This window comes from Pseudomonas urethralis, from assembly GCF_021602465.1.
GTDB classification, from domain to species: Bacteria; Pseudomonadota; Gammaproteobacteria; order Pseudomonadales; family Pseudomonadaceae; genus Aquipseudomonas; species Aquipseudomonas vlassakiae.
Genome location: NZ_BQIJ01000003.1, coordinates 261,233 through 283,580 on the forward strand (window position 1 = coordinate 261,233; position 22,348 = coordinate 283,580).

General features: G+C 63.6%; 19 protein-coding genes. 9 read left to right on the forward strand and 10 right to left on the reverse strand.

Annotated elements, in window-relative coordinates:
• Positions 1-28 precede the first annotated feature (28 nt).
• Genes L6D64_RS06750 through pcaC form a run of 4 tightly spaced genes read left to right on the forward strand, consistent with a single transcriptional unit; the run spans position 29 to position 3,886 of the window.
• Complete coding sequence (locus tag L6D64_RS06750) at positions 29-1,318, forward strand: MFS family transporter (protein ID WP_176505946.1); 1,290 nt, start codon at positions 29-31, stop codon at positions 1,316-1,318.
• A gap of 9 nt (positions 1,319-1,327) precedes the next feature.
• Complete coding sequence (locus L6D64_RS06755) at positions 1,328-2,680, forward strand: 3-carboxy-cis,cis-muconate cycloisomerase (protein ID WP_176505947.1); 1,353 nt, start codon at positions 1,328-1,330, stop codon at positions 2,678-2,680.
• 11 nt (positions 2,681-2,691) lie between these two features.
• Positions 2,692-3,483 carry a 3-oxoadipate enol-lactonase gene (gene pcaD / locus L6D64_RS06760; RefSeq protein ID WP_176505948.1) on the forward strand — a complete coding sequence of 264 codons (792 nt, stop codon included), beginning with the start codon at positions 2,692-2,694 and terminating at the stop codon, positions 3,481-3,483.
• A gap of 10 nt (positions 3,484-3,493) precedes the next feature.
• Positions 3,494-3,886, forward strand: coding sequence for a 4-carboxymuconolactone decarboxylase (pcaC, locus tag L6D64_RS06765; protein WP_028635111.1), 393 nt, complete (start codon positions 3,494-3,496; stop codon positions 3,884-3,886).
• Here pcaC and L6D64_RS06770 read toward each other — a convergent pair.
• The 6 genes from L6D64_RS06770 to ttgA form a co-directional block, all read right to left on the reverse strand.
• On the reverse strand, positions 3,883-4,395 hold the full coding sequence (locus tag L6D64_RS06770) for an Mpo1 family 2-hydroxy fatty acid dioxygenase (RefSeq protein WP_176505949.1): 513 nt from the start codon (positions 4,393-4,395) through the stop codon (positions 3,883-3,885). The two genes, pcaC and L6D64_RS06770, sit on opposite strands and share 4 nt — an antisense overlap.
• 70 nt (positions 4,396-4,465) lie before the next feature.
• Positions 4,466-5,389, reverse strand: a complete 924-nt coding sequence (locus L6D64_RS06775) for a LysR family transcriptional regulator (RefSeq protein WP_176505950.1) — start codon at positions 5,387-5,389, stop codon at positions 4,466-4,468.
• 208 nt (positions 5,390-5,597) lie between these two features.
• Positions 5,598-6,854, reverse strand: a complete 1,257-nt coding sequence (locus L6D64_RS06780) for an OprD family porin (RefSeq protein ID WP_176505951.1) — start codon at positions 6,852-6,854, stop codon at positions 5,598-5,600.
• A 237-nt stretch (positions 6,855-7,091) separates the two neighbouring features.
• Positions 7,092-8,546 (reverse strand): AdeC/AdeK/OprM family multidrug efflux complex outer membrane factor, encoded by a 1,455-nt coding sequence (locus L6D64_RS06785; protein WP_176505952.1) that lies wholly within the window; start codon positions 8,544-8,546, stop codon positions 7,092-7,094.
• Positions 8,543-11,695 carry a multidrug efflux RND transporter permease subunit TtgB gene (gene ttgB / locus L6D64_RS06790; RefSeq protein ID WP_176505953.1) on the reverse strand — a complete coding sequence of 1,051 codons (3,153 nt, stop codon included), beginning with the start codon at positions 11,693-11,695 and terminating at the stop codon, positions 8,543-8,545. Before ttgB ends, L6D64_RS06785 begins: the two co-directional genes overlap by 4 nt.
• 3 nt (positions 11,696-11,698) lie before the next feature.
• Positions 11,699-12,853 (reverse strand): toluene efflux RND transporter periplasmic adaptor subunit TtgA, encoded by a 1,155-nt coding sequence (gene ttgA / locus L6D64_RS06795; protein WP_176505954.1) that lies wholly within the window; start codon positions 12,851-12,853, stop codon positions 11,699-11,701.
• 254 nt (positions 12,854-13,107) lie between these two features.
• On the opposite strand from ttgA, the gene ttgR reads away from it, so the two are divergent.
• Positions 13,108-13,740, forward strand: coding sequence for an efflux transport transcriptional regulator TtgR (ttgR, locus tag L6D64_RS06800; protein WP_176505955.1), 633 nt, complete (start codon positions 13,108-13,110; stop codon positions 13,738-13,740).
• 80 nt (positions 13,741-13,820) lie between these two features.
• Here the strand turns inward: ttgR and L6D64_RS06805 are convergent, their stop codons facing one another.
• Complete coding sequence (locus L6D64_RS06805; RefSeq protein ID WP_176505956.1) at positions 13,821-15,272, reverse strand: MDR family MFS transporter; 1,452 nt, start codon at positions 15,270-15,272, stop codon at positions 13,821-13,823.
• Positions 15,273-15,624: 352 nt separating this feature from the next.
• Here L6D64_RS06805 and L6D64_RS06810 point away from each other — a divergent pair, with 352 nt between their 5' ends.
• A complete protein-coding gene (locus L6D64_RS06810; RefSeq protein ID WP_176505957.1) occupies positions 15,625-16,494 on the forward strand; it encodes an isocitrate lyase/PEP mutase family protein in 870 nt (289 codons plus the stop codon).
• 50 nt (positions 16,495-16,544) lie between these two features.
• Here L6D64_RS06810 and L6D64_RS06815 read toward each other — a convergent pair whose 3' ends face one another.
• On the reverse strand, positions 16,545-17,453 hold the full coding sequence (locus L6D64_RS06815) for a LysR family transcriptional regulator (RefSeq protein WP_176505958.1): 909 nt from the start codon (positions 17,451-17,453) through the stop codon (positions 16,545-16,547).
• Between the two features lie 108 nt (positions 17,454-17,561).
• Here L6D64_RS06815 and L6D64_RS06820 point away from each other — a divergent pair, with 108 nt between their 5' ends.
• The gene (locus L6D64_RS06820; protein WP_176505959.1) at positions 17,562-18,176 is read left to right on the forward strand and encodes an NAD(P)-dependent oxidoreductase; all 615 of its coding nucleotides are present in this window, start codon (positions 17,562-17,564) and stop codon (positions 18,174-18,176) included.
• A 92-nt stretch (positions 18,177-18,268) separates the two neighbouring features.
• On the opposite strand, the gene L6D64_RS06825 is transcribed toward L6D64_RS06820, so the two are convergent.
• Positions 18,269-19,144, reverse strand: coding sequence for a LysR substrate-binding domain-containing protein (locus L6D64_RS06825; RefSeq protein WP_176505960.1), 876 nt, complete (start codon positions 19,142-19,144; stop codon positions 18,269-18,271).
• A 129-nt stretch (positions 19,145-19,273) separates the two neighbouring features.
• Between L6D64_RS06825 and L6D64_RS06830 the strand changes: the two genes are divergently transcribed.
• Positions 19,274-20,911, forward strand: a complete 1,638-nt coding sequence (locus L6D64_RS06830; protein ID WP_176505961.1) for a 5-guanidino-2-oxopentanoate decarboxylase — start codon at positions 19,274-19,276, stop codon at positions 20,909-20,911.
• A gap of 1 nt (position 20,912) precedes the next feature.
• Here the strand turns inward: L6D64_RS06830 and L6D64_RS06835 are convergent, their stop codons facing one another.
• Positions 20,913-21,833, reverse strand: coding sequence for an AraC family transcriptional regulator (locus L6D64_RS06835; RefSeq protein ID WP_176505962.1), 921 nt, complete (start codon positions 21,831-21,833; stop codon positions 20,913-20,915).
• Positions 21,834-22,035: 202 nt separating this feature from the next.
• Here L6D64_RS06835 and L6D64_RS06840 point away from each other — a divergent pair, with 202 nt between their 5' ends.
• Positions 22,036-22,329 (forward strand): putative quinol monooxygenase, encoded by a 294-nt coding sequence (locus L6D64_RS06840; RefSeq protein WP_176505963.1) that lies wholly within the window; start codon positions 22,036-22,038, stop codon positions 22,327-22,329.
• Positions 22,330-22,348 lie beyond the last annotated feature (19 nt).

Consider the following 22,348-nt stretch of genomic DNA (forward strand, 5'->3'; position numbering starts at 1 on the left):
CCTGTGACCCCTCAGGAGTAAACACACCATGACCTCAACCTATTACACCGGTGAAGAGCGCAGCAAGCGCATTTTCGCTATCGTCGGGGCCTCATCGGGCAACCTGGTTGAATGGTTCGACTTCTACGTCTATGCCTTCAGCGCGATCTACTTCGCCGCATCGTTCTTCCCCTCCGACGACCCCACCGTGCAGTTGCTCAACACGGCCGGTGTCTTCGCTGCCGGTTTCCTCATGCGCCCGATCGGTGGTTGGCTGTTCGGCCGCCTGGCCGACCGCCATGGCCGCAAGAATTCCCTGATGATCTCGGTGCTGATGATGTGCTTCGGCTCGCTGATGATCGCCTGCCTGCCGACCTATTCGAGCATCGGTGCCTGGGCACCAGCGCTGCTGCTGCTCGCCCGGCTGATCCAGGGCCTGTCGGTGGGAGGCGAGTACGGCACCACCGCGACCTACATGAGTGAAGTGGCCCTGCGCGGCCAGCGCGGCTTCTTCGCGTCGTTCCAGTATGTGACCTTGATCGGTGGCCAGTTGTTGGCGGTACTGGTGGTCGTGATCATGCAACAACTGCTCAGCGATGAAGAGTTGCGCGCCTGGGGCTGGCGCATTCCGTTCGTGGTTGGCGCCATCGCCGCGCTGATTTCGCTGATGCTGCGCCGCTCGCTGCACGAGACCAGCAGCGCCGAAACCCGCCAGGACAAGGACGCCGGCACCATCAAAGGGCTGTTCCGTCACCACACCGCAGCGTTCATCACCGTACTGGGTTATACGGCCGGCGGTTCGCTGATCTTCTACACCTTCACCACCTACATGCAGAAATACCTGGTCAACACGGCCGGGATGCCGGCGAAGACCGCCAGTTTCGTGATGACCGGCGCGCTGTTCCTGTACATGGTGATGCAGCCGTTTTTCGGCATGCTCTCCGACCGCATCGGCCGGCGTAACTCGATGCTGCTGTTCGGGGCGCTGGGCACGCTCTTCACCGTACCGCTGCTGATGGCGCTGAAGACCGTGAGCAGTCCGTTCATGGCCTTCGTGCTGATCACCCTGGCGCTGTGCATCGTCAGTTTCTACACCTCGATCAGTGGCCTGGTAAAAGCCGAGATGTTCCCGCCGCAGGTCCGTGCGCTGGGCGTGGGCCTGGCTTATGCAGTGGCCAACGCGGCATTTGGTGGCTCGGCCGAGTACGTGGCCCTGGGCCTGAAGACCATGGGCATGGAAAACACGTTCTACTGGTACGTGACGGCCATGATGGCAATCGCTTTCCTGTTCAGCTTGCGCCTGCCCAAGCAGGCGGAGTACCTGCACCACGATGATTAAGGACGTTGCATGAGCAACCAATTGTTCGACGCCTACTTCACCGCGCCGGCCATGCGCGATGTGTTCTCCGACCGTGGCCGGCTGCAGGGCATGCTCGATTTCGAAGCCGCGCTTGCGCGTGCCGAGGCCGCCGCCGGGTTGGTACCGCACAGCGCCGTGGCGGCCATCGAGGCAGCTTGCCAGGCCGAGCGCTATGACGTGCAGGCCCTGGCCGATGCCATCGCCACTGCCGGCAACTCGGCGATCCCGCTGGTCAAGGCGCTAGGCAAGGTGATCGCCAGTGGTGTGCCCGAAGCCGAACGCTACGTGCACCTGGGCGCCACCAGCCAGGATGCGATGGATACCGGGCTGGTCTTGCAGTTGCGCGCTGCACTGGAGCTGATCGAAGCCGATCTCGGCAAGCTGGCCGAGACCCTGGCTCGCCAGGCCTTGCTGCATGCCGACACGCCACTGGTGGGGCGCACCTGGCTGCAACATGCCACACCTGTGACGCTGGGCATGAAGCTGGCGGGTGTGCTCGGGGCCTTGACTCGCCATCGCCAGCGCCTGCAGGAACTGCGCCCGCGTCTGCTGGTGCTGCAGTTCGGCGGTGCTTCGGGCAGCCTGGCGGCCCTGGGTAGCAAGGCCATGCCGGTGGCTGAAGCGCTGGCCGAACAACTCAAGCTGAGCTTGCCCGAGCAACCTTGGCACACCCAGCGGGATCGGCTGGTGGAGTTCGCTTCGGTACTGGGCCTGGTTGCCGGCAGCCTGGGTAAGTTCGGCCGTGATGTCAGCCTGTTGATGCAGACTGAAGCCGGGGAGGTGTTCGAGCCTTCCGCACCGGGCAAAGGTGGCTCCTCGACCATGCCGCACAAGCGCAACCCTGTGGGTGCGGCGGTGCTGATCGGCGCCGCTACCCGCGTGCCGGGCCTGCTGTCGACGCTGTTCGCCGCCATGCCCCAGGAGCATGAGCGCAGCCTCGGCCTGTGGCATGCCGAATGGGAAACCTTGCCGGATATCTGCTGCCTGGTCTCTGGTGCCCTGCGCCAGGCCCAGGTGATCGCCGAAGGCATGCAAGTGGATGCCGAGCGCATGCGCCGCAACCTCGACCTGACCCAGGGCCTGGTGCTGGCCGAAGCGGTCAGCATCGTGCTCGCCCAGCGCCTGGGCCGTGACCGCGCCCATCACTTGCTGGAGCAATGCTGCCAGCGGGCCGTGGCCGAACAGCGTCATCTGCGCGCCGTACTGGGTGACGAGCCGCAGGTCAGCGCCGAGCTGAGCGCGGACGAACTCGACCGCTTGCTCGACCCTGCCCATTACCTCGGCCAGGCGCGCGTCTGGGTGGCGCGCGCCGTGGCCGAACATCAACGTTTGATTGCCTGAAGGAGACCGCTGTGGCGCACTTGCAACTGGCCGATGGCGTACTGAACTACCAACTCGACGGCCCGGCCGATGCTCCGGTGCTGGTCCTGTCCAACTCGCTGGGCACCGACCTTGGCATGTGGGACAGCCAGATCCCGCTGTGGAGCGAACACTTCCGCGTGCTGCGCTACGACACCCGTGGCCACGGCGCTTCGCAGGTCACCGAGGGCCCGTACAGCATCGAGCAACTGGGCCGGGATGTACTGGCGCTGCTCGACGCACTGGACATCCAGCACGCGCACTTCGTCGGCCTGTCCATGGGCGGCCTGATCGGCCAGTGGCTGGGTATCCATGCAGGCGCGCGCCTGCACAGCCTGACCCTGTGCAACACCGCAGCCAAGATCGCCAATGACGAGGTGTGGAACACCCGCATCGACACCGTGCTCAAGGGTGGCCAGCAAGCGATGGTCGGCCTGCGCGATGCTTCCATCGCCCGCTGGTTCACCCCCGCATTTGCCGAACACCAGCCGCAAGAAGCCCAGCGCATCTGCCAGATGCTGGCGCAAACCAGCCCAGAAGGTTATGCCGCCAACTGCGCGGCTGTGCGTGACGCCGACTTCCGCGAGCAACTGGGTCGCATCCAGGTGGCGACGCTGATCGTCGCCGGTACCGAAGACGTGGTCACCACGCCGGAGCACGGCCGCTTCCTGCAAGCCGGCATCATCGGTGCCACCTACGCCGAGTTCCCGGCCGCGCACCTGTCCAACGTCGAGATCGGCGAGGCATTCAGCCGCCGCGTGCTCGACTTCCTGCTGGCTCGCTGAGGATTTGGCCATGGATGAGAAACAACGTTACGACGCTGGCATGCAGGTTCGCCGTGCGGTGCTGGGTGATGCCCATGTGGACCGCAGCCTGGAGAAGCTCAACGACTTCAACGGCGAATTCCAGGAAATGATCACCCGGCATGCCTGGGGTGACATCTGGACCCGCCCGGGCCTGCCGCGGCACACCCGTAGCCTGATCACCATCGCCATGCTGATCGGCATGAACCGCAATGACGAGCTCAAGCTGCACTTGCGCGCGGCAGCCAACAACGGCGTGACCCGCGACGAGATCAAAGAAGTGCTGATGCAAAGCGCGATCTACTGCGGTATCCCGGCAGCCAATGCCACCTTCCACCTGGCCGAGTCGGTGTGGGATGAGCTGGGCGTAGAGTCGCGCGGTTAAACCCCGCGCACGGCCACCGGCCCGGCATTGGCTTCCACAGCCTGTTTCAGAGCCGGGCACAGGCCCAGCATGAATGCCGCTTCAGCCACCACGAACAGCGGGCCGATGATCAGCCCGCTGATATCGTCGACGAATGCCGGTTTGCGGCCTTCGTAATGATGCCCGACGAACTGGATGATCCAGCCCACCACGAACGCACCCAGCCCGGCGCCGAGCCACAGGCCGGTGGTGTGCGTGGCCAGTGCCTGGCCGAGCCACAGGCACAGGCCCAGCAGCAGGCCCATGACCAGGCCGAAGCGCAGGTCCAGGCGCAGGTAGAAGCGCACGGCAGCGGCTGCGGCGAGCAGGGCAGGTGATAGCCAGATACCGGCAACGTCCCAGCCGGGGCGCGACAGCAGGACCGTGACAGCCACCACGATCAGCGGAATGCCGACGAAGTGGGTCGCGATGTTGCGCGGATCACGGTGATAGTTGGCGTACTGGCTCAGGTGTTCGACGAGGTTTTTCATTGTTGTGCCTCCCTGGATGGCCGATGCCTCGATATAGCCGAGAACAGGCGTGACCGCCACCATCATCAGCTTAGCGAATGGCAGCAGCGCGCAGGGGGGCATCCAGCCCCACCAAGGTCTCGATCATGGCCCGTGCCGCCGGTGACAACCGGTAGCCGCTGCGGCTGACCACGCCACACCTCACGCTCAGCACTTCCAGTGCCGGTGGCAGGTTGCGCCAGTGCAGGCGCACCAGGCGCCCGCTGGCGAGGTCCTCGGCCACGGCCTCTTCACTGGCCGTGCCCACGGCATCGCTGGCCAGCACCACGCTGCGTAATACCGCCAGGTGCTCGGTCTGCAGGTGCGGGATGAAGTCGCTGCGCCCACTGAGGTTGGCCAGGCGCTTGCGCACGCCGGGGGCGAGCAGGGCGCTGGCCAAGGGGTAGGCGAACAGGTCGTTGGTCGACAGGCTGTCCTTGGCCAGCAGCGGGTGGCCGGGGCGGCAGAAGAACAGCCCGGGGCGGGGGGTGAGTGGTTCGGTATGGAAGTTGGGGTCGGCTTCGAAGGGGCGGATGTCGTCGACGAAGAACTCGATCTGTTCGCGGCGCAGGGCCTGACCCAGGCGCTCGGCATTGTCCACCATCAGCGCCGTGCGGATGCCGGGGTGGCTGGCGATGAAATGCTGCAGTGCCTGTGGGACCAGGCGTACGGCCAGGGCCGGGCCACTGCCGAAATGCAGTTCACCTGCGTCGAGCTTGGTCATCTGCAGCACTTCATTGCTCAGCTGATTGGCGCCTTGCACCAGGCGGCGGGCGTGCTGCAGCACCACCAGGCCCTCGGGAGTAGGGTGCAGGGCTTTGCTGGCGCGGTCGACCAGAGGGCAGCCGAAATTTTGTTCGAGGCTCTGGATGGCCCGGCTGAAGGCGGGTTGGGTGATGCCCATGGCTTCGGCGGCGCGGACGAAACTGCGGTATTCGGTGAGGGCGATGAAGTAGCGCAGTTGGCGAAGGTCCATGTCGAGGCTCTGCGGTGGAACAGGGTTCGATTTAAGCGATTGTTTCTTATGTCGTCAAAGAAGGTTTTTTGATTTGTTTATGCATACTGGTTATTTGTGAGGGCTGCTGGCCTTTCGCGGATCAATCCGCTGCTACAGGTACCGCACAGGTTCTGAAAACGGTGCGGTACCTGTAGGAGCGGATTTATCCGCGAAGAGGCCAGCAGGCTCAGAGAAGGTTAAGCGGGTAGCTCACGATCAAGCGGTTCTCATCGAACGCGTTGGTACTGAAATCCCGGCGCATGGTGGAATTACGCCATTTCACCGACAAATCCTTGAAGGTGCCGGACTGGATCACATAGGCCAGCTCGCTTTCCCGTGCCCATTCCTTGCCATCGGTCACGCCACCGGCGGTGACATTGTCGCCCTTGATGTAGCGGTTCATCAGGGTCAGGCCGGGGATACCGACGCTGACGAAATTGAAGTCGTGGCGTACCTGCCAGGAGCGCTCCTTGGCATTGTCGAAGCTTGAGTTGTAGCTGTCGTTGGCCAAGGTGCCGCCACTGGTGCCGTTGACCCGTAGCCAGGCATTGTCTCCGCTGACTTTCTGCAGGCCGACGTAGAAGGTGTTGCCCTTGTAGCGTGCCGACAGCATCGCCGAGGCGGTCTTGTTGTCCAGCTGGCCTGCGCGTTCGGCGCCATCTTCCTTGCCCCAGAAATAGCCCAGGTTGGCCCCCAGCGTCCATTCGCCCAATGGTTGGCTGTGCACCACGTTGAGGTACTGCTGGCGGTAGATGTCCTTGAGCTGGGCGTCCCACAGGCCGATCATGGTGCGCTTGTCGTTGAAGGTGTATTCACCGCCGCCAAAGTTGAAACGGTCGGAGGTGAAGGCCGCGCGGCCATTGAGCGACATGTCTTCCATGCTGGCGTCGTTGCGTGGGCTGTTGCCGCGGAACTGGCCGGCGTACAGGGTCAAGCCTTCGATCTCTTTCGAGGTCAGCTGGCCACCACGGAACGTCTGCGGCAACGAGCGACCGTCGTCCGAGCGCAGGATCGGCAGTACCGGCATCCATTCGCCGACTTTCAGTTCGGTCTCCGAGACCTTGGCTTTCAAGGCCACGCCCAGGCGGCCGAAGTCGTCGGCGGGGCGGCCGTCGTCATGCACGGGCAGCAGCTGGGTGTTGGTGGTTCCCTTGCCGCCGTCCAGCTTGACCGAGTACAGGCCGAGCACGTCAATGCCGAAGCCGACGGTGCCCTGGGTGAAACCGGAGCGGGCATCGAGGATGAAGCTCTGGGTCCATTCTTCAGCCTTGCCTTGCGGATGAGCCGGGTCGACGAAGTTGCGGTTGATGTAGAAGTTGCGCAGGTTGAGGCTGGCCTTGGCGTCCTCCAGGAACCCGCCGTTGTCGGCGGCGTATACGGGCAAGGCGCAAGAAATGGCCAACAGGCCGGGCAGCAGCTGGCGTGCGGGTTGCGAAGTGCTCATCTGTCGTAAATCTCTTGTTTTTATGGGCGACCCGCTACTCGGCAGGATGCGGCCTGCAGGTGCGGGTCTTTGATGAACGTGCGAAGCGTTGCGTGGGGGATGGTGCGGGGCTGGCTGGGGGTGAGGCAATTCGCCGCAAACGGTATTGGGCGATAATCGAACGCTATGTTCCGGTTGGTTAATGGTGCCCAACAAAAAGCCCAGCGCGAGGCTGGGCTTGAGGCTGTTGCGGGTCGATCAGCCCTTCGGTGTGTCCACCGAAGCCTGCTGGTTGGCCTGGCCACTCTGCTCGTACCAGCCACCGCCGAGCGCCTTGTACAGATTGACCTCGCTGGTCAGCTGCGAGAGTCGGTCGGTGATCAGCGACTGCTGGGACGAGTACAGGTTGCGCTGGGCATCGAGGAAGGTCAGGTTGCTGTCGATACCGATGCGGTAGCGGCGTTCGGCCAGGCGGTAGTAGTCCTGGTTCGCCTGCACCAGGTCGCGTTGCGCCTGCAGCTGCTCTTCGAAGGTCTTGCGCGCCGCCAGGCCATCGGAGACTTCCTGGAAGGCCGTCTGGATGGTTTTTTCGTACTTGGCGACGTTGATGTCCTTCTGGATCTTCGAGTAGTCCAGGCTGGCCTTCAGGCTACCGGCGTTGAAGATCGGCAGGTTGATCTGCGGCTGGAACAGCCAGGTGCCCTGGCCGCCGGCGAACAGGTGGCCCATGTCGGGGCTCAGGCTGCCGGCGTTGGCGGTCAGGCTGATGCTCGGGAAGAACGCAGCACGGGCCGCACCGATATTGGCATTGGCGGCTTTGAGCAGGTGCTCGGCTTCCTGGATGTCCGGGCGACGTTGCAGGATCTCGGACGGCAGGCCGGCCGGCACTTCGGCCAGCTGGTCGGCATCGAGATCCAGCGGCTTGGCCAGGTCGGCTGGAATGCCGGTACCCAGCAGTACGGTCAGGCTGTTGACGTCCTGCGCCACCAGGCGCTGGTACTGCGAGTACTTGACCCGTGCGCCTTCCACGGCGGTGCGCGACTGGCTGACGTCGAGCGCCGAAGCCACACCGACTTCGTTGCTGCGACGGGTGAGGTTGTAGCTTTCCTCGTAGGTCTTCAGCGTCTCTTCGGTCAGCTTGAACAGGGCCTGGTCGGCCTGCCAGGTGTAGTAGGCGTTGGCCACGCTGGCCACCAGGGCGATCTGCGTGGAGCGGCGCGCCTGCTCGCTGGACAGGTAGGTTTCCAGGGCCTGCTCGGTCAGGCTGCGGACGCGGCCGAACAGGTCCAGCTCATAGGCACTGACACCCAGGGTGGCCGAGTACTGGCTGGTGATGCCGGATTCACCGGTTTGCGACATGTTCGCCGGCACGCGCTGGCGGCTGCCGCTGCCGGTGGCCGAAACCGCCGGGAACAGGTCGGCCCGCTGGATGCGGTACTGGGCGCGGTAGGCGTCGATGTTCAACGCCGCCACACGCAGGTCACGGTTGTTCACCAGCGAGGTCTGGATCAGCTGCTGCAGTGCCGGGTCGTGGAAGAACTGGCGCCAGCCCTGTTCGGCGGCGGCGACTTCGGCCGACTGGGTCGGCGAGTACGCAGGGCCTTGCGGCCACTGCGCAGCCACCGGCGATTCCGGGGTCTGGTAGTCAGGAATCAGCGAGCAGCCGCCGAGAATGAAAGCGGTTACCGCCAGGGACAACAAAGACTTGGTCATTGCCCAGCCTCATAACGTGGAGTTTCAGGGGTGGCGTCCTTTTCCGGCTCTTTGCTGCCGAACAGCGACGACACTGCGACGAAGAATAGCGGTACCCAGAAGATTGCCAGCACGGTCGCACTGATCATGCCGCCGATCACACCCGTGCCGATGGCGTGCTGGCTGCCGGCGCCGGCGCCGCTGGCGATGGTCAACGGTACCACGCCGAGGATGAACGCCAGCGAGGTCATGATGATCGGGCGCAGACGCATGCGGCACGCTTCGATGGCCGAGTCGTACAGGCTGCGGCCCTGCTCATGCAGTTCCTTGGCGAATTCGACGATCAGGATCGCGTTCTTCGCCGCCAGGCCGATGGTGGTCAACAGGCCGACCAGGAAGTACACATCGTTGGACAACCCGCGCAGGCTGGTGGCGATCAGTGCACCGATGATACCCAGCGGTACGACCAGCACCACGGCGATCGGGATCGACCAGCTTTCATACAGCGCTGCCAGGCAGAGGAACACGAACAGTACCGAGAGGGCGAACAGCGCCGGCATCTGCGAACCGGAGAGTTTTTCCTCGTAGGACGTGCCGGTCCAGGAGAAGCCGACGCCGCTTGGCAGTTCACTGGCAATGCGCTCGACCTCGGCCATGGCGTCGCCGGTACTGTAGCCTGGGGCCGGGGCACCCAGAATTTCCATGGCCTCGACGCCGTTGTAACGCGACAGCTTCGGCGAACCGTAGGTCCATTCGCCCTTGGCGAAGGACGAGAACGGTACCATCTCGCCGGCGCCGTTGCGCACGTACCATTTCTGCAGGTCTTCCGGGCTCATCCGCGAGTTGGGTTGACCCTGGATGTACACCTTCTTGACCCGGCCACGGTCGATGAAGTCGTTGACGTAGCTGGCACCCAGGGCAATCGACAGGGTGTTGTTGATGTCGGAGATGGTCACGCCGAGGGCGCTGGCACGTTCGTCATCGATGGTCAGCTGGTATTGCGGTTCGTCGTTCAGGCCGTTCGGGCGCACGGCGCTGAGGATCTTGCTCTGTGCGGCCTTGGCCAGGAACTGGTTGCGCGCTTCCATCAGCTTGGCATGGCCGACGCCGCCGCGGTCCTGCAGGAACACGTCGAAGCCGGTGGCGTTACCCAGCTCCAGCACCGCAGGCGGGGCAAAGGCGAACACCATCGCGTCACGGAAGGTAAAGAAGTGCTGCTGGGCACGCTGGGCCAGGGCGAACACGCTGTTCTCCTTGGAACGTTCATCCCAAGGCTTGAGCATGATGAACGCCATGCCCGAACTCTGGCCGCGACCGGCGAAGTTGAAGCCGTTCACGGTGAAGACCGAGGATACGGTATCGGCTTCGTCCTTGAGCAGGTACTCACGCATCTGGTCGACCACCACCTGGGTGCGCTCGGCACTGGAGCCAGCCGGTGTCTGCACCTGGGCGAACAGTACGCCCTGGTCTTCTTCAGGCAGGAACGCGGTAGGGATGCGGGCGAACAGCCAGATCATGCCGACCACGATCAGCGCATAGGCCAGCAGGAACGGCACCTTGTTGCGCAGGATCGCGCCGACACTGCGCTCATAACCGTTGACGCTGCGGTCGAAGTTGCGGTTGAACCAGCCGAAGAAGCCACCTTTGGCGGTGTGGTGCTCGCCTTTCTTCAGCGGCTTGAGCATGGTTGCGCACAAGGCCGGGGTGAAGATCAGCGCCACCAGCACCGACAGGCCCATGGCCGATACGATGGTGATGGAGAACTGCCGGTAGATCACACCGGTGGAGCCGCCGAAGAACGCCATGGGCAGCAGTACCGCCGACAACACCAGGGCGATACCCACCAGGGCGCCCTGGATCTGCTCCATGGAGCGCTTGGTTGCCTCCTTGGGTGGCAGGCCTTCCTCGGACATCACCCGCTCGACGTTTTCCACCACGACGATGGCATCGTCCACCAGCAAGCCGATGGCCAGGACCATGGCGAACATGGTCAGGGTGTTGATGCTGAAGCCCGCAGCGGCAAGGATGCCGAAGGTGCCCAGCAGCACCACCGGTACGGTCATGGTGGTGATGATGGTGGCGCGGAAGTTCTGCAGGAACAGGTACATCACCAGGAACACCAGGACCACCGCTTCGATCAGGGTGTGAATCACGCCGCTGATCGATTCGGTGACGACCGGGGTGGTGTCATACGGGAACACCGCTTTCACCCCAGGCGGGAAGAACGGTTCCAGGTCGGCAATGGTCTTGCGCAGGGCCTTGGCGGTGTCCAGGGCGTTGGCGCCGGTGGCCAGTTTGACTGCAAGGCCGGAAGCCGGCTTGCCGTTGAACTGGGCACTGACCGCATAGTTTTCACCGCCCAGGCCGACCTGGGCAACATCACCCAGGCGCACCTGCGAACCGTCGCTGTTGACCTTGAGCAGGATCTTTTCGAACTGCTCGGCGGTCTGCAGACGGGTCTTGCCGATGATGGTGGCGTTCAGCTGTGTGCCAGGCATGGCCGGGAGCCCGCCGAGCTGGCCGGAGGACACCTGCACGTTCTGCGCAGCCACCGCGGTCTTGACGTCGACCGGAGTCAGCTGGAATTTGTTCAGCTTGGCTGGGTCGAGCCAGATACGCATGGCGTACTGCGCACCGAACACCTGGAAGTCACCCACGCCGGCAGTCCGCGAAATCGGGTCCTGCATGTTGGAAACGATGTAGTTGGCCAAGTCGTCCTTGGTCATGCTGCCATCTTCGGACACCAGGCCGATCACCAGCAGGAAGTTCTTCACTGCCTTGGTGACGCGGATACCTTGCTGCTGCACTTCCTGCGGCAGCAACGGGGTGGCCAGGTTCAGCTTGTTCTGCACCTGGACCTGGGCGGTGTCAGGGTTGGTGCCCTGCTCGAAGGTAGCGGTAATGGTCATGCTGCCGTCGGAGTTACTTTCCGACGACACGTAACGCAGGTTGTCGATACCGTTGAGCTGCTGCTCGATGACCTGCACCACAGTGTCCTGCACGGTCTGCGCCGAGGCGCCCGGGTAGGTCACGGCGATGGCGATGGCCGGCGGCGCGATGCTTGGGTACTGGTTGATCGGCAGCTTCAGGATCGACAAGGCGCCGACCAGCATGATCACCAAGGCGATCACCCAGGCGAAGATCGGGCGATCGATAAAGAACTTCGACATGGTTTACTCCGCTTTGGCGTCTGCTTTGGCCGCGCTGGCCTGATCAGGTTTGCCTGGCTGCTTGACGTTGGTGGCGTCGCTGACCTTGACCTCGACACCTGGGCGCACGTATTGCAGGCCTTCGGTGATCAGGCGGTCGCCCGGGTTCAAGCCTTCCTCGATCAGCCAGTCGCTGCCCAGGGTACGGCTGGCCTTGAGCTGGCGCAGTTCGACCTTGTTCTCCTGGTTGACCACCAGTGCGGTCGGCGCGCCCTTGAGGTCGCGGGTCACGCCCTGTTGCGGGGCCAGGATGGCGTTGGCATTGACCCCGGCCTTGAGCCGCGCGTGCACGAACATGCCAGGCAGCAGGGTGTGGTCGGGGTTGGGGAACAGCGCACGCAGGGTCACCGAGCCGGTGGTCTCGTCGACCGAGACTTCGGAGAATTCGAGGCGACCTTCCTGCTTGAACAGGCTGCCGTCTTCCAGTACCAGCTGCACCGAGGCGGCGTTGTCGCCGGCCTTCTGCAGCTGGCCGCGTTCCAGGTCACGGCGCAGCTTGAGCAGCTCGGCAGTGGACTGGGTGACGTCGACGTAGATCGGGTCGAGCTGCTGGATGGTGGCCATGGCGTTGGTCTGGCCATTGCTTACCAGGGCGCCTTCGGTGAACGCGGAACGGCCGATGCGACCGCTGATCGGTGCGAGGACCTTGGTATAGCGCAGGTCGATCTGCGCGCTTTTCAGCGAAGCTTCGGCTTGCAATCGTTTGGCATTGGCGTCGTCGTATTCCTGTTTCGACACCGCCTGCTCGTTGACCAGCTGCTTGTAGCGCTCGGCCAGCGACTTGGTGGACTGCAGGTTGGCCTGGGCATTGGCCAGGTTGGCTTCGTACACGGCCGGGTCGATCTGGTACAGCTGTTGGCCTTCCTTGACCTCGCTGCCTTCCTTGAACAGGCGCTTGAGGATGATGCCATTGACCTGCGGGCGCACTTCGGCGACGCGGTAGGCGCTGGTGCGCCCCGGCAGTTCCGAGGTCAGGGTGAAGGGTTGTGGCTGGATGGTCACGACGCCGACCTGAGGAGCCTGCGCTGCGGGCGGGGCTTCTTCTTTCTTACAGCCACTTAGCAGGGTTGCCAGGGCGACGGCGGAAACCAGAGCGGTAACGGCTGGCTTGAATTGCATAGGATCCTCGGGTCGCAAGAGCAGGGAGACGCTCAAGAGTAATGGAAGAGTCTTGTCAGAAAAAAACTATCCAGTGGATAAATAGCTTACTAACGAATATACTTACATTCACGGTTGTTTGTAAATACCGCTGGGTAGTACTTGGCTACTACCGCAGCCCTTGATTAGCCCATCCGAGAGTCACCCTGCAGAGGTGACCCCGGCGGTTTTCCCCGCCTGCACAGCGCAGCGGGCCCAGATGAGGTTGCACTGCCATGGTCCGTCGAACCAAAGAAGAAGCCCAGGAGACCCGCGCCCAGATTATCGAGGCAGCGGAAAGGGCCTTCTACAAGCGCGGCGTCGCGCGCACCACATTGGCCGACATCGCCGAACTGGCGGGCGTGACCCGAGGGGCGATCTACTGGCATTTCAACAACAAGGCGGAGTTGGTGCAGGCGCTGCTCGACAGCCTGCATGAAACCCATGACCATCTGGCGCGGGCCAGCGAAAGTGAAGACGAACTGGACCCGCTCGGCTGCATGCGCAAGCTGTTGCTGCAGGTACTCAACGAGCTGGTACTGGACGCCCGTACCCGGCGTATCAATGAAATCCTGCATCACAAGTGCGAGTTCACCGACGACATGTGTGAAATTCGCCAGCAGCGCCAAGGCGCGGTACTGGATTGCCATGTGGGCATCAAGCTGGCATTGGCCAATGCCGTGCGCCGTGGCCAGCTACCCACGGAGCTGGATATAGAGCGAGCAGCCGTGGCCTTGTTCGCCTATGTCGATGGCCTGATCGGGCGCTGGTTGCTGCTGCCGGACAGTTTCGAACTGCTGCCCGACGCGGAAAAATGGGTCGATGCCGGGCTGGATATGCTGCGCTTGAGCCCTGCGTTGCGCAAATGACACTTTGTTAAGGATTGTGAGGAAGTGTTTCCCCTGCCTATTAAGTGGGTATTAATACTTTTTTAGCCGCTACGCCGCCCTCAACGGCCGCGCAATTGCCGGTCCGGCAGCGCCAGGGCGGCCAGCAGCCCCAGCAGCGCGATCCCCGCACTGCCCAGCAGCAGGTGACGGAACGTCTCCAGCAGCTTCAACTGCGTCAGCGGGTCCGCCTCACCGGCCTTGAGGCTCCCCAGCAGCGGGTTGCCCAGCAATTCAAAACCACCTTGCTGCAGCAGCGCCAGCAACAGGCTGGACATGCAGGCCACGCCCATGGCCCCGCCGAGCGAGCGGAACAGGTTGGTGGTGCTGGTGGCCACGCCGATATCCTTGCTTTGCACCGCGCTTTGCGTGCCCACCAGCGAGGTTGGGAACTGCAAGCCGCAGGCGATACCGGTCAGCAGCATGAACACGGCACTGAGCAAGGCAGACTGAGGGGGCGTGATGGCCATGGCGAAGATTGCCATGGGCATCAGCACGGCACCGGCCAGAATCTGTGGCTTGAAGCGCCCGGTGCGGCTGGTCATGCGGCCACCGGTGAAGGCGCCCAGGGGCAAGCCCATGGCCAGAGGCAGCAGGTGCAATGCTGCGCTGTCGGCACCGGCGCCAGTGATGCCCTGGTAGCGCAGCGGCATCAGCATGGTCAGCGAGATCGATTGGAAACTGGCGAAGAAGATCACCCCCCAGCACAGCACGGCCACCCGGTTGCCGAACAGGTCCATGGGCAGCAGCGGTTCATCGTAGCGACGCTCGTGGCCGACGAACAAGGCCAGTCCAAGCACCGCGCAGGCGAACAATGCCAACACGGGAGGGGCGGTCCAGGGCTGCCCTTGGCCGACCAGGGTAATGCCCAGCAACAAACTGCCCAGGCCGAGAATCAGCAGCACGGCGCCGAGGTAATCCACCCGGGCCTGGCGGTGCTGCGCTGGCATGCCGGCCAGGGCGCGACGAATCGCCCACAGCGCGAGCAGGCCCAGCGGCAGGTTGATCCAGAAAACCCAGCGCCAGGACAGGTATTCGGTCAGCCAGCCGCCCAGCACAGGCCCGGCCACGCTGGCCACGGCGTACATGCTGCTGAAGTAGCCCTGATAACGGCCCCTCTCACGCGGTGGCACGAAATCCCCGATGATCGCCTGGCTCACCGACACCATGCCGCCGGCACCGATGCCTTGCAGCACGCGCGCCATGACCAGCTGCTGCATGTCCTGAGCCAGGGCGCAGGCGATCGAGGCCAGGGTGAACAGGCTGATGCCTGTAAGGATCATCCGCCGCCGGCCATACAGGTCACCCAGCTTGCCGTAGATCGGCACGGCTACGGTCATCGCCACCATGTAGCCGGAAATCACCCAGGCAAGCAGGCCGACGTCGTTGAACCGGGCCGAGATGGCCGGCAGCGACACGGCGACGATGGTCTGGTCAAGGGCACCAAGGAAGATCGCCAGCATCAGGGCGGTCAGCACGTTGCGCAGGACGGTCGGGGGCAGGGCGGCTGTCACGGGAGTACCTTGTCTGGAAGGGTGACGCGATAGGGCGATTGTAACCCGAGTTAGGTAGCTTCCTATGTACTATCTGCATCGCCTATGCAAGATCGGCATTGGCGCATTCATCCAGAGCAGCATGGCTGCGTGATATCGTTGGTATGCCACAGGGGCTGAAAGCCGCGGCCTGCACCAGCTTGGTGCAGCAATTTGTCGCAGGTTGTCAGGCCACTGTCTCCCACACCTTTTATTCCTCTGCCTGCATGTCGAGCATGACCGCCCAGATGGCGACGGTTGGAACAGGTCAGGTAGACCCGATTCAGGGGTCGGTAGCAACCGTTCAATTTCTACATATATAAGCGGAGTGATCATGCCCAAGGCTTCCCATCAAGATCTGCGTTTTGCCTTCCGCGAGCTGCTCGCTTCAGGGGCCTGCTACCACACCGCCTCCGTATTCGACCCGATGTCGGCGCGCATCGCTGCCGACCTGGGCTTCGAAGTCGGCATCCTCGGCGGTTCGGTGGCTTCATTGCAGGTGCTGGCCGCACCGGACTTCGCCTTGATCACCTTGAGCGAGTTCGTCGAGCAGGCCACCCGCATTGGCCGCGTGGCACAACTGCCGGTGCTTGCCGATGCCGACCACGGTTACGGCAATGCACTCAACGTCATGCGCACGGTCATCGAACTGGAGCGCGCCGGTGTAGCTGCGCTGACCATCGAAGACACCTTGTTGCCTGCCCAGTTCGGGCGCAAGTCCACTGACCTGATCTCGGTCGAGGAGGGGGTGGGCAAGATCCGTGCGGCCCTGGAAGCGCGTGTCGACTCGTCGCTGTCGGTCATCGCCCGGACCAACGCCGGGGTGCTCTCCACCGAGGAAATCATCGTCCGCACCCAGAGCTACCAGAAGGCGGGTGCCGACGGTATCTGCATGGTCGGTGTGAAGGATTTCGAGCAGCTGGAGCAGATTGCCGAACACCTGACCGTGCCGCTGATGCTGGTGACCTACGCCAACCCTGCCCTGCGCGACGACGAGCGCCTCGCTCGCCTGGGCGTGCGTATCGTGGTCGATGGCCATGCCGCCTACTTTGCCGCGATCAAGGCCACCTATGACTGCCTGCGCCTGCAGCGCGGCCAGCAGAACAAGTCCGAGAACCTGAGCGCCACAGAGCTTTCGCACACCTACACCCAGCCTGAGGACTATATTCGCTGGGCCAAGGAGTACATGAGCGTCGAGGAATGATCGGCGTGGCGCCGCTCAAGTGACGGGCGGCAGCTGAACCTGCGAGAAGGTCAGTACAGGTCGCGGTCCCACTCCGGTTCGTCCTTGAACCGATGCACCAGAAAATCCAGCATGCTGCGCAAGGTTGCCGGCATATGCTTGCGCGAGGTGTATACCGCGTTCAGGTTCAGCTCCCGTGGCCGTGCTTCGGGCAGCAGGCGTTGCAGTGCGCCACTGCGCAGGGCGGTGGCCGCCTGGTAGGTAGGCAGCATGGCAATACCGGCGCCTGCCAGGGTCGCGTTCTGCAGGGTCATGACCTCGTTGGCGCTGATGTTGCCTTGCACCGGCACCGCGATCTGCTGGCCGCCCACCTCGAAATGCCACAGGCTGTGGCCGAAATAGGCATGGGTCAGGCAGTTGTGCTGGCTCAGTTCTTCGACCCGTTGCGGCGTGCCATGCTCGCGCAGGTAGGCGGGCGATGCGCAGATCACCGAGCGACACACGGTCAGGCGCCGGGCAATCAGGTTCGGGTCCAGATCGTTGCTGGTGCGGATCGCCAGGTCGATCCGCTCGTCCACCAGGTTGACCGTGCGGTCGAGCATTTGCAGTTCAACCTTCACGGCTGGGTAGCGCCGAACATAATCGGCAACCGCATTCACCAGCTGTGCCTGGCCAAACGACGTACTGACGCTGATGCGCAGGGCACCCTTTGGCGCATCTTCCGGTTGTTGCACAGCGGCCTGCAGGTCGCCCGCCAGTTCCAGCAACTGTCGGCAGCGGGGCAGGGTTTCCTGGCCGGCGGCGGTCAGGCTGAGCTTGCGCGTGGTGCGCTGCATCAGCCGTGCGCCAACCCAGTCCTCCAGTTCGGCCAGGTAGCGCGACACCACTGGCCGCGACAGCTGCAGGTGCTCTGCCGCTGCCGACTGGCTGCCCAGGTCGACAACGGTGACGAAAACGCGCATGGCGTTGAGACGGTCCATGATTTGCCCGATTTCAGAAACAAACTATGTCTGAGCATCGCATTTTTTGTCACGGATCGGGCAACTAAGCTGTGTGCACTCGTTGTTCAACTGCTGGAGAATCGATCCATGAGCAAAATCGCAATCATCGGAGCCACCGGCCGTGCCGGCAGCCAATTGCTTGAAGAAGCCCTGCGCCGTGGCCATAGCGTGGTGGCTATCGCCCGGGACCCGTCGAAGTTGCAGGGGCGTGAGGGTGTCACCATCCAGGCGCTGGATGCCAAGGACAGCGCGGCCTTGCAGCAGGCGGTTGCGGGGGCCGATGCGGTGCTCAGTGCAGCACACTTTTCCACCCTCGAACCTCACGCCATCATCGAACCGGTCAAACGTGCCGGGGTCAAGCGCCTGCTGGTCGTGGGAGGGGCGGGCAGCCTGCTGTTGCCTTCCGGGCACCGTGTAATCGACAGCCCGGACTTCCCCGAAGCCTACAAGGCTGAAGCCAGTGCCGGCGTGCGCTTTCTCGACGTGCTGCGCCAGGAGACGACGCTTGACTGGACTTTCCTGTCGCCATCGGCGGAGTTCGTCGAAGGCGAGCGCAGCGGGCACTACAAGCTGGGCAAGGACCATCTGCTGATCGGTGCGGATGGCAAAAGCACGATCACCTTTGCCGACTTCGCCATTGCCATGCTCGATGAGCTGGAAAAGCCTGCGCACTCACGCCAGCGTTTCACCGTCGGCTACTGAGTTGTCTGTTTCGCGGGCGCGCCCGCTCCCACAGGTTCGGCACATGTCTTGAAGACTTTGCGTTGGGAGCGGGCGTGCCCGCGAAGAGGCCATCAAAGGCGGGCTCGGTTTTCCAGCCAATCGAGCAACTCCAACAAGCCTGGCGGCAAGCCCTTTGCCTGACTCACCAGGTAATACCCCTTGCCGGTCTGTACTTTCAGCGCAAACGGCGTGCACAGCCGCCCACCGTGCAAGTCATCAGCAATCAGCGCCCAGTCACCAATCGCCACCCCGGTTCCCTGCGAAGCCATGGCCATCGCCATGTCCAGCGTCTCGAAATGCTGTTTCGGCCCCTGCGCCTGCAGGTCCACGCCTGCTGCCTGTAGCCACAGCCGCCAGTCATGCTCATCCCGTGATGGATGCAACAGCATGTGGCGGGCGAGGTCCTGGATCCGTTGCAGCGCAACGGGCCCCTTCAACAGCGAAGGCGCGCACACCGGGGTCAGTTGTTCATCGAACAGCTTGCGCACCCGCAGCCCGTGGTTTGGCGCATCGCCATAGACTACAGCGGCATCGAACCCCTCACGGCGCAAGTCCACACCGTGCTGCACCGTGGTGGTCAGCTCGACCGGCACGTCCGGCCGCAGCGCTTGCCACTCCATCAGCCGTGGCAATAGCCAGCGCATCACGCAGGTCGGTGCCTTGAGCTGCAAGGTAGCGCTGCGCCCACCCACTTCACGCACGCCCTGTTCGACAAGGCTGAAGATCTGCTGGACCCGTGGCAGCCAGTCCTGGCCCTCGCGGGTCAGGCTCAGGCCTCGCGCCTGACGCTGGAACAAGGCGTAGCCCAGGTGTTCCTCAAGCCCAGCGATCTGCCGGCTCACGGCGCCCTGGGTGATGTGTAGCTGCTGCGCGGCGCGGGTGAAATTGCAATGCTGGGCGGTGACCAGAAAGGTGTAGAGGGCGGGCAGGGGCGGTAGCCGTTTCATTGCGCTGAGCCATGATTACAGGACATGGCTAGTATGTGTTTTTTTGCCTTGTGGCGGTAGCACTGGCTTGGGTCCAATGGGCATAGATTGCAACAAGATTCTCCCCAACAAGATCTTAGGTGAAACCCGATGGCAACCTGCGGCGAAGTACTGGTCAAACTCCTTGAAGGCTATGGTGTGGACCATGTCTTCGGCATTCCCGGCGTGCATACCGTGGAGCTCTACCGCGGCCTGGCGGGCTCGTCGATCCGCCACATCACCCCGCGCCATGAGCAGGGCGCCGGGTTCATGGCTGATGGCTATGCGCGTACTCGCGGCAAACCAGGCGTGTGCTTCATCATCACCGGCCCGGGCATGACCAACATCACCACCGCGATGGGCCAGGCCTATGCCGACTCGATCCCGATGCTGGTGATCTCCAGCGTACAGTCGCGCGATCAACTGGGCGGGGGCCGTGGCAAGTTGCATGAACTGCCGAACCAGGCCGCGCTGGTGGCGGGCGTGGCGGCGTTCTCGCAGACGCTGATGAGCGCCGATGACCTGCCCCAGGTGCTGGCGAGGGCCTTTGCCGTGTTCGATGGCGCCCGCCCACGGCCGGTGCATATCGAGATCCCGCTGGACGTGCTGGTCGAGCCCGCCGACCATCTGCTGCCTGGCCGTCCTGTGCGCAGTGCCCGCGCAGGTGCCGCGCCCCAGGCCGTAGCCGCCATGGCCGAGCGCCTGGCCATGGCCCGCCGCCCGTTGATCCTGGCGGGTGGCGGTGCACTGGCTGCCGGAGCGCCACTGGCGCTGCTGGCGGAGCACTTGCAGGCACCGGTGGCGCTGACCATCAATGCCAAGGGCCTGCTGCCGGCCAGCCACCCGTTGCAGATCGGTTCGACCCAATCGCTGGTGGCTACCCGTGAGCTGGTGGAAGAAGCTGATGTGGTGCTGGCGATTGGTACCGAGCTGGCCGAGACCGACTATGACGTCACCTTCAAGGGCGGTTTCAAGATTCCCGGCAGCTTGCTGCGCATCGACATCGACCCGGACCAGACAGTGCGCAACTATCTGCCGGAGCTGGCGCTGGTCGCGGATGCCGAACTGGCTGCCCAGTCCCTGCTCGAGGCGTTGCGCCAGCTACCCGCGCCGGTGCTTGCCGAGGGATGGGGCGTTGGCCGTGCGCAGCGCCTGCGTGAAACGTTGGCAACGGGTTGGGACCAGCCGACGCTGAGCCAGACGCGCCTGCTGAACAGCATTCTGCAAAGCCTGCCCAACGCCATTCTGGTCGGTGATTCGACGCAGCCGGTGTACACCGGCAACCTGACCCTGGACATGGATCAGCCGCGCCGCTGGTTCAATGCTTCGACCGGCTACGGCACCTTGGGTTACGCCCTGCCAGCGGCGATGGGCGCCTGGCTGGGCAGCGCCGAGCAAGCGGCCGAGCGTGCGCCGACGGTCTGCCTGATTGGCGATGGCGGGCTGCAGTTCACCTTGCCAGAGCTTGCCAGCGCGGTGGAGGCGCAGGTGCCGCTGATCGTGCTGCTGTGGAACAACCAGGGTTACGAGGAAATCAAGAAGTACATGGTCAATCGGGCGATCGAGCCGGTCGGGGTGGATATTTATACCCCAGACTTCATTGGCGTGGCACGGGCGCTGGGTGCCGAGGCCGCGCACGTGGCCGATGTCGTGCAGCTGCAGGCTGCGCTTGGCAAGGCGGTGGCGCGCAAGGGGCCGACCTTGATCCAGGTCGACCAGAACCAGTGGCAGGTGGCAGTAGCGGGCTAGATCAGCCGGCGCTGGCCCGCAACCGGGCGACGTCACGAATCGGCGGTGCACCATACAGCCGGCTGTATTCCCGGCTGAACTGTGAAGGGCTTTCGTAGCCCACCCGGTAGGCCGCCACCGCTGCTTCCAGCCCATCATTGAGCATCAGCCGCCGCGCTTCCTGCAGGCGCAGTTGCTTCTGGTATTGCAGCGGGCTCATTGAGGTCACGGCCTTGAAGCGGTGATGCAGGGTCGAGGTGCTGAGGTTGACCTCGCGGGCCAGGTCCTCGATGCGCAGCGGCTGCTGGAAGTTCTGGTTGAGCCAGGTGATGGCCTGGCTCACCCGGTGGGTCTGGCTGTTGGCCAAGGCGATTTCGTACAGGCGATAACCCTGCGGCCCACGTAGCAGGCGGTAAAGAATCTCGCGACGAATCAGCGGCGCCAGCATGCCGATGTCGCGCGGGGAATCCAGCAAGCGGACCAGCCGCAGCAGCGCATCGAGCAACTGCGGATCGGTGCGTTCCACATACAGGCCGCGACCGGAGGGCAGGTTGGGCACCAGCATCGGCCCGCTCTCTGCGATCAGCTGGCTGATTTCGGCCGGGTCGAGGTCCATGCGCAAGCCAAGGCTGGGGTGCTCCGGGCTGGCGTCCAGCCTCACGCCGCTCAGCGGCAGGGTCACCGACACCACCATGTAATGCAACGGGTCGTAGGCGTATTGCTCGTCGCCGAGGAACAGGCTCTTGCTGCCTTGCGCCAGGATGCACAACGCCGGTTGTGCTAGGGTCGGCACCGATCGGACGTTTTCGGTGTAGCGCACCAGATACAGGTCGTCGATGGCCGAGGCGGGGCCGAAGGGTTCACCGGCGTGCCTGCGGATCAGGTCGGCCAGTTCCTGGCGTTGTAATTCCAGTGTCGGGTCGATGGACGGGGCTGTGGTCATGATGGCTTTCCTCTGCTGACCGACGCAGCATAGGTTTGGGCAATGACAGGCGCTAGTCGAAAGCTGCACGTCGATTGCCTGATCCTGCCGCGCTGCAGGATCAGGCAATCGCGGAGCAGTAATGGCCTAACGCGTCGCGTGCGCCAGCCCCTAATCTTGGCAGCCTGGTATTTCCGCCCGCTTGCTTCAAGGAGATCGTGCAATGACCCTACGACAACCGGTCACCCATCTGGCTTTCATCCGTGCCAGCAGCGGTCGCTCCGCAGAACTCGGCGCCCGCCTGCGCGACCTGCTGGAGCCGTCATTACGCACCCCGGGTTGCCTGAGCTTCAGCGTGCAGCGCTCCCAGGCCGACGCCGACCTGTGGCTGCTCAGCGGTAGCTGGCAGGATCAGCAGGCGATGAGTGGCTACTTTGCCTCGCCCACCCTCAATGTGTTCGGCGAACTGGTCCAGGCGCAGGTCGTCAGCAGCCTCGACTTGCATACCTTCGATTGAAACACGGTTAGAATGCCGC

Coding starts and splice junctions, on each gene's coding strand:
- L6D64_RS06750 (WP_176505946.1), top strand. CDS start 29: ATGACCTCAACCTATTACACCGGTGAAGAGCGCAGCAAGCGCATTTTC.
- L6D64_RS06755 (WP_176505947.1), top strand. CDS start 1,328: ATGAGCAACCAATTGTTCGACGCCTACTTCACCGCGCCGGCCATGCGC.
- pcaC (WP_028635111.1), top strand. CDS start 3,494: ATGGATGAGAAACAACGTTACGACGCTGGCATGCAGGTTCGCCGTGCG.
- L6D64_RS06770 (WP_176505949.1), bottom strand. CDS start 4,395: ATGAAAAACCTCGTCGAACACCTGAGCCAGTACGCCAACTATCACCGT.
- L6D64_RS06775 (WP_176505950.1), bottom strand. CDS start 5,389: ATGGACCTTCGCCAACTGCGCTACTTCATCGCCCTCACCGAATACCGC.
- L6D64_RS06780 (WP_176505951.1), bottom strand. CDS start 6,854: ATGAGCACTTCGCAACCCGCACGCCAGCTGCTGCCCGGCCTGTTGGCC.
- L6D64_RS06785 (WP_176505952.1), bottom strand. CDS start 8,546: ATGACCAAGTCTTTGTTGTCCCTGGCGGTAACCGCTTTCATTCTCGGC.
- ttgB (WP_176505953.1), bottom strand. CDS start 11,695: ATGTCGAAGTTCTTTATCGATCGCCCGATCTTCGCCTGGGTGATCGCC.
- ttgA (WP_176505954.1), bottom strand. CDS start 12,853: ATGCAATTCAAGCCAGCCGTTACCGCTCTGGTTTCCGCCGTCGCCCTG.
- ttgR (WP_176505955.1), top strand. CDS start 13,108: ATGGTCCGTCGAACCAAAGAAGAAGCCCAGGAGACCCGCGCCCAGATT.
- L6D64_RS06810 (WP_176505957.1), top strand. CDS start 15,625: ATGCCCAAGGCTTCCCATCAAGATCTGCGTTTTGCCTTCCGCGAGCTG.
- L6D64_RS06815 (WP_176505958.1), bottom strand. CDS start 17,453: ATGGACCGTCTCAACGCCATGCGCGTTTTCGTCACCGTTGTCGACCTG.
- L6D64_RS06820 (WP_176505959.1), top strand. CDS start 17,562: ATGAGCAAAATCGCAATCATCGGAGCCACCGGCCGTGCCGGCAGCCAA.
- L6D64_RS06825 (WP_176505960.1), bottom strand. CDS start 19,144: ATGAAACGGCTACCGCCCCTGCCCGCCCTCTACACCTTTCTGGTCACC.
- L6D64_RS06830 (WP_176505961.1), top strand. CDS start 19,274: ATGGCAACCTGCGGCGAAGTACTGGTCAAACTCCTTGAAGGCTATGGT.
- L6D64_RS06835 (WP_176505962.1), bottom strand. CDS start 21,833: ATGACCACAGCCCCGTCCATCGACCCGACACTGGAATTACAACGCCAG.
- L6D64_RS06840 (WP_176505963.1), top strand. CDS start 22,036: ATGACCCTACGACAACCGGTCACCCATCTGGCTTTCATCCGTGCCAGC.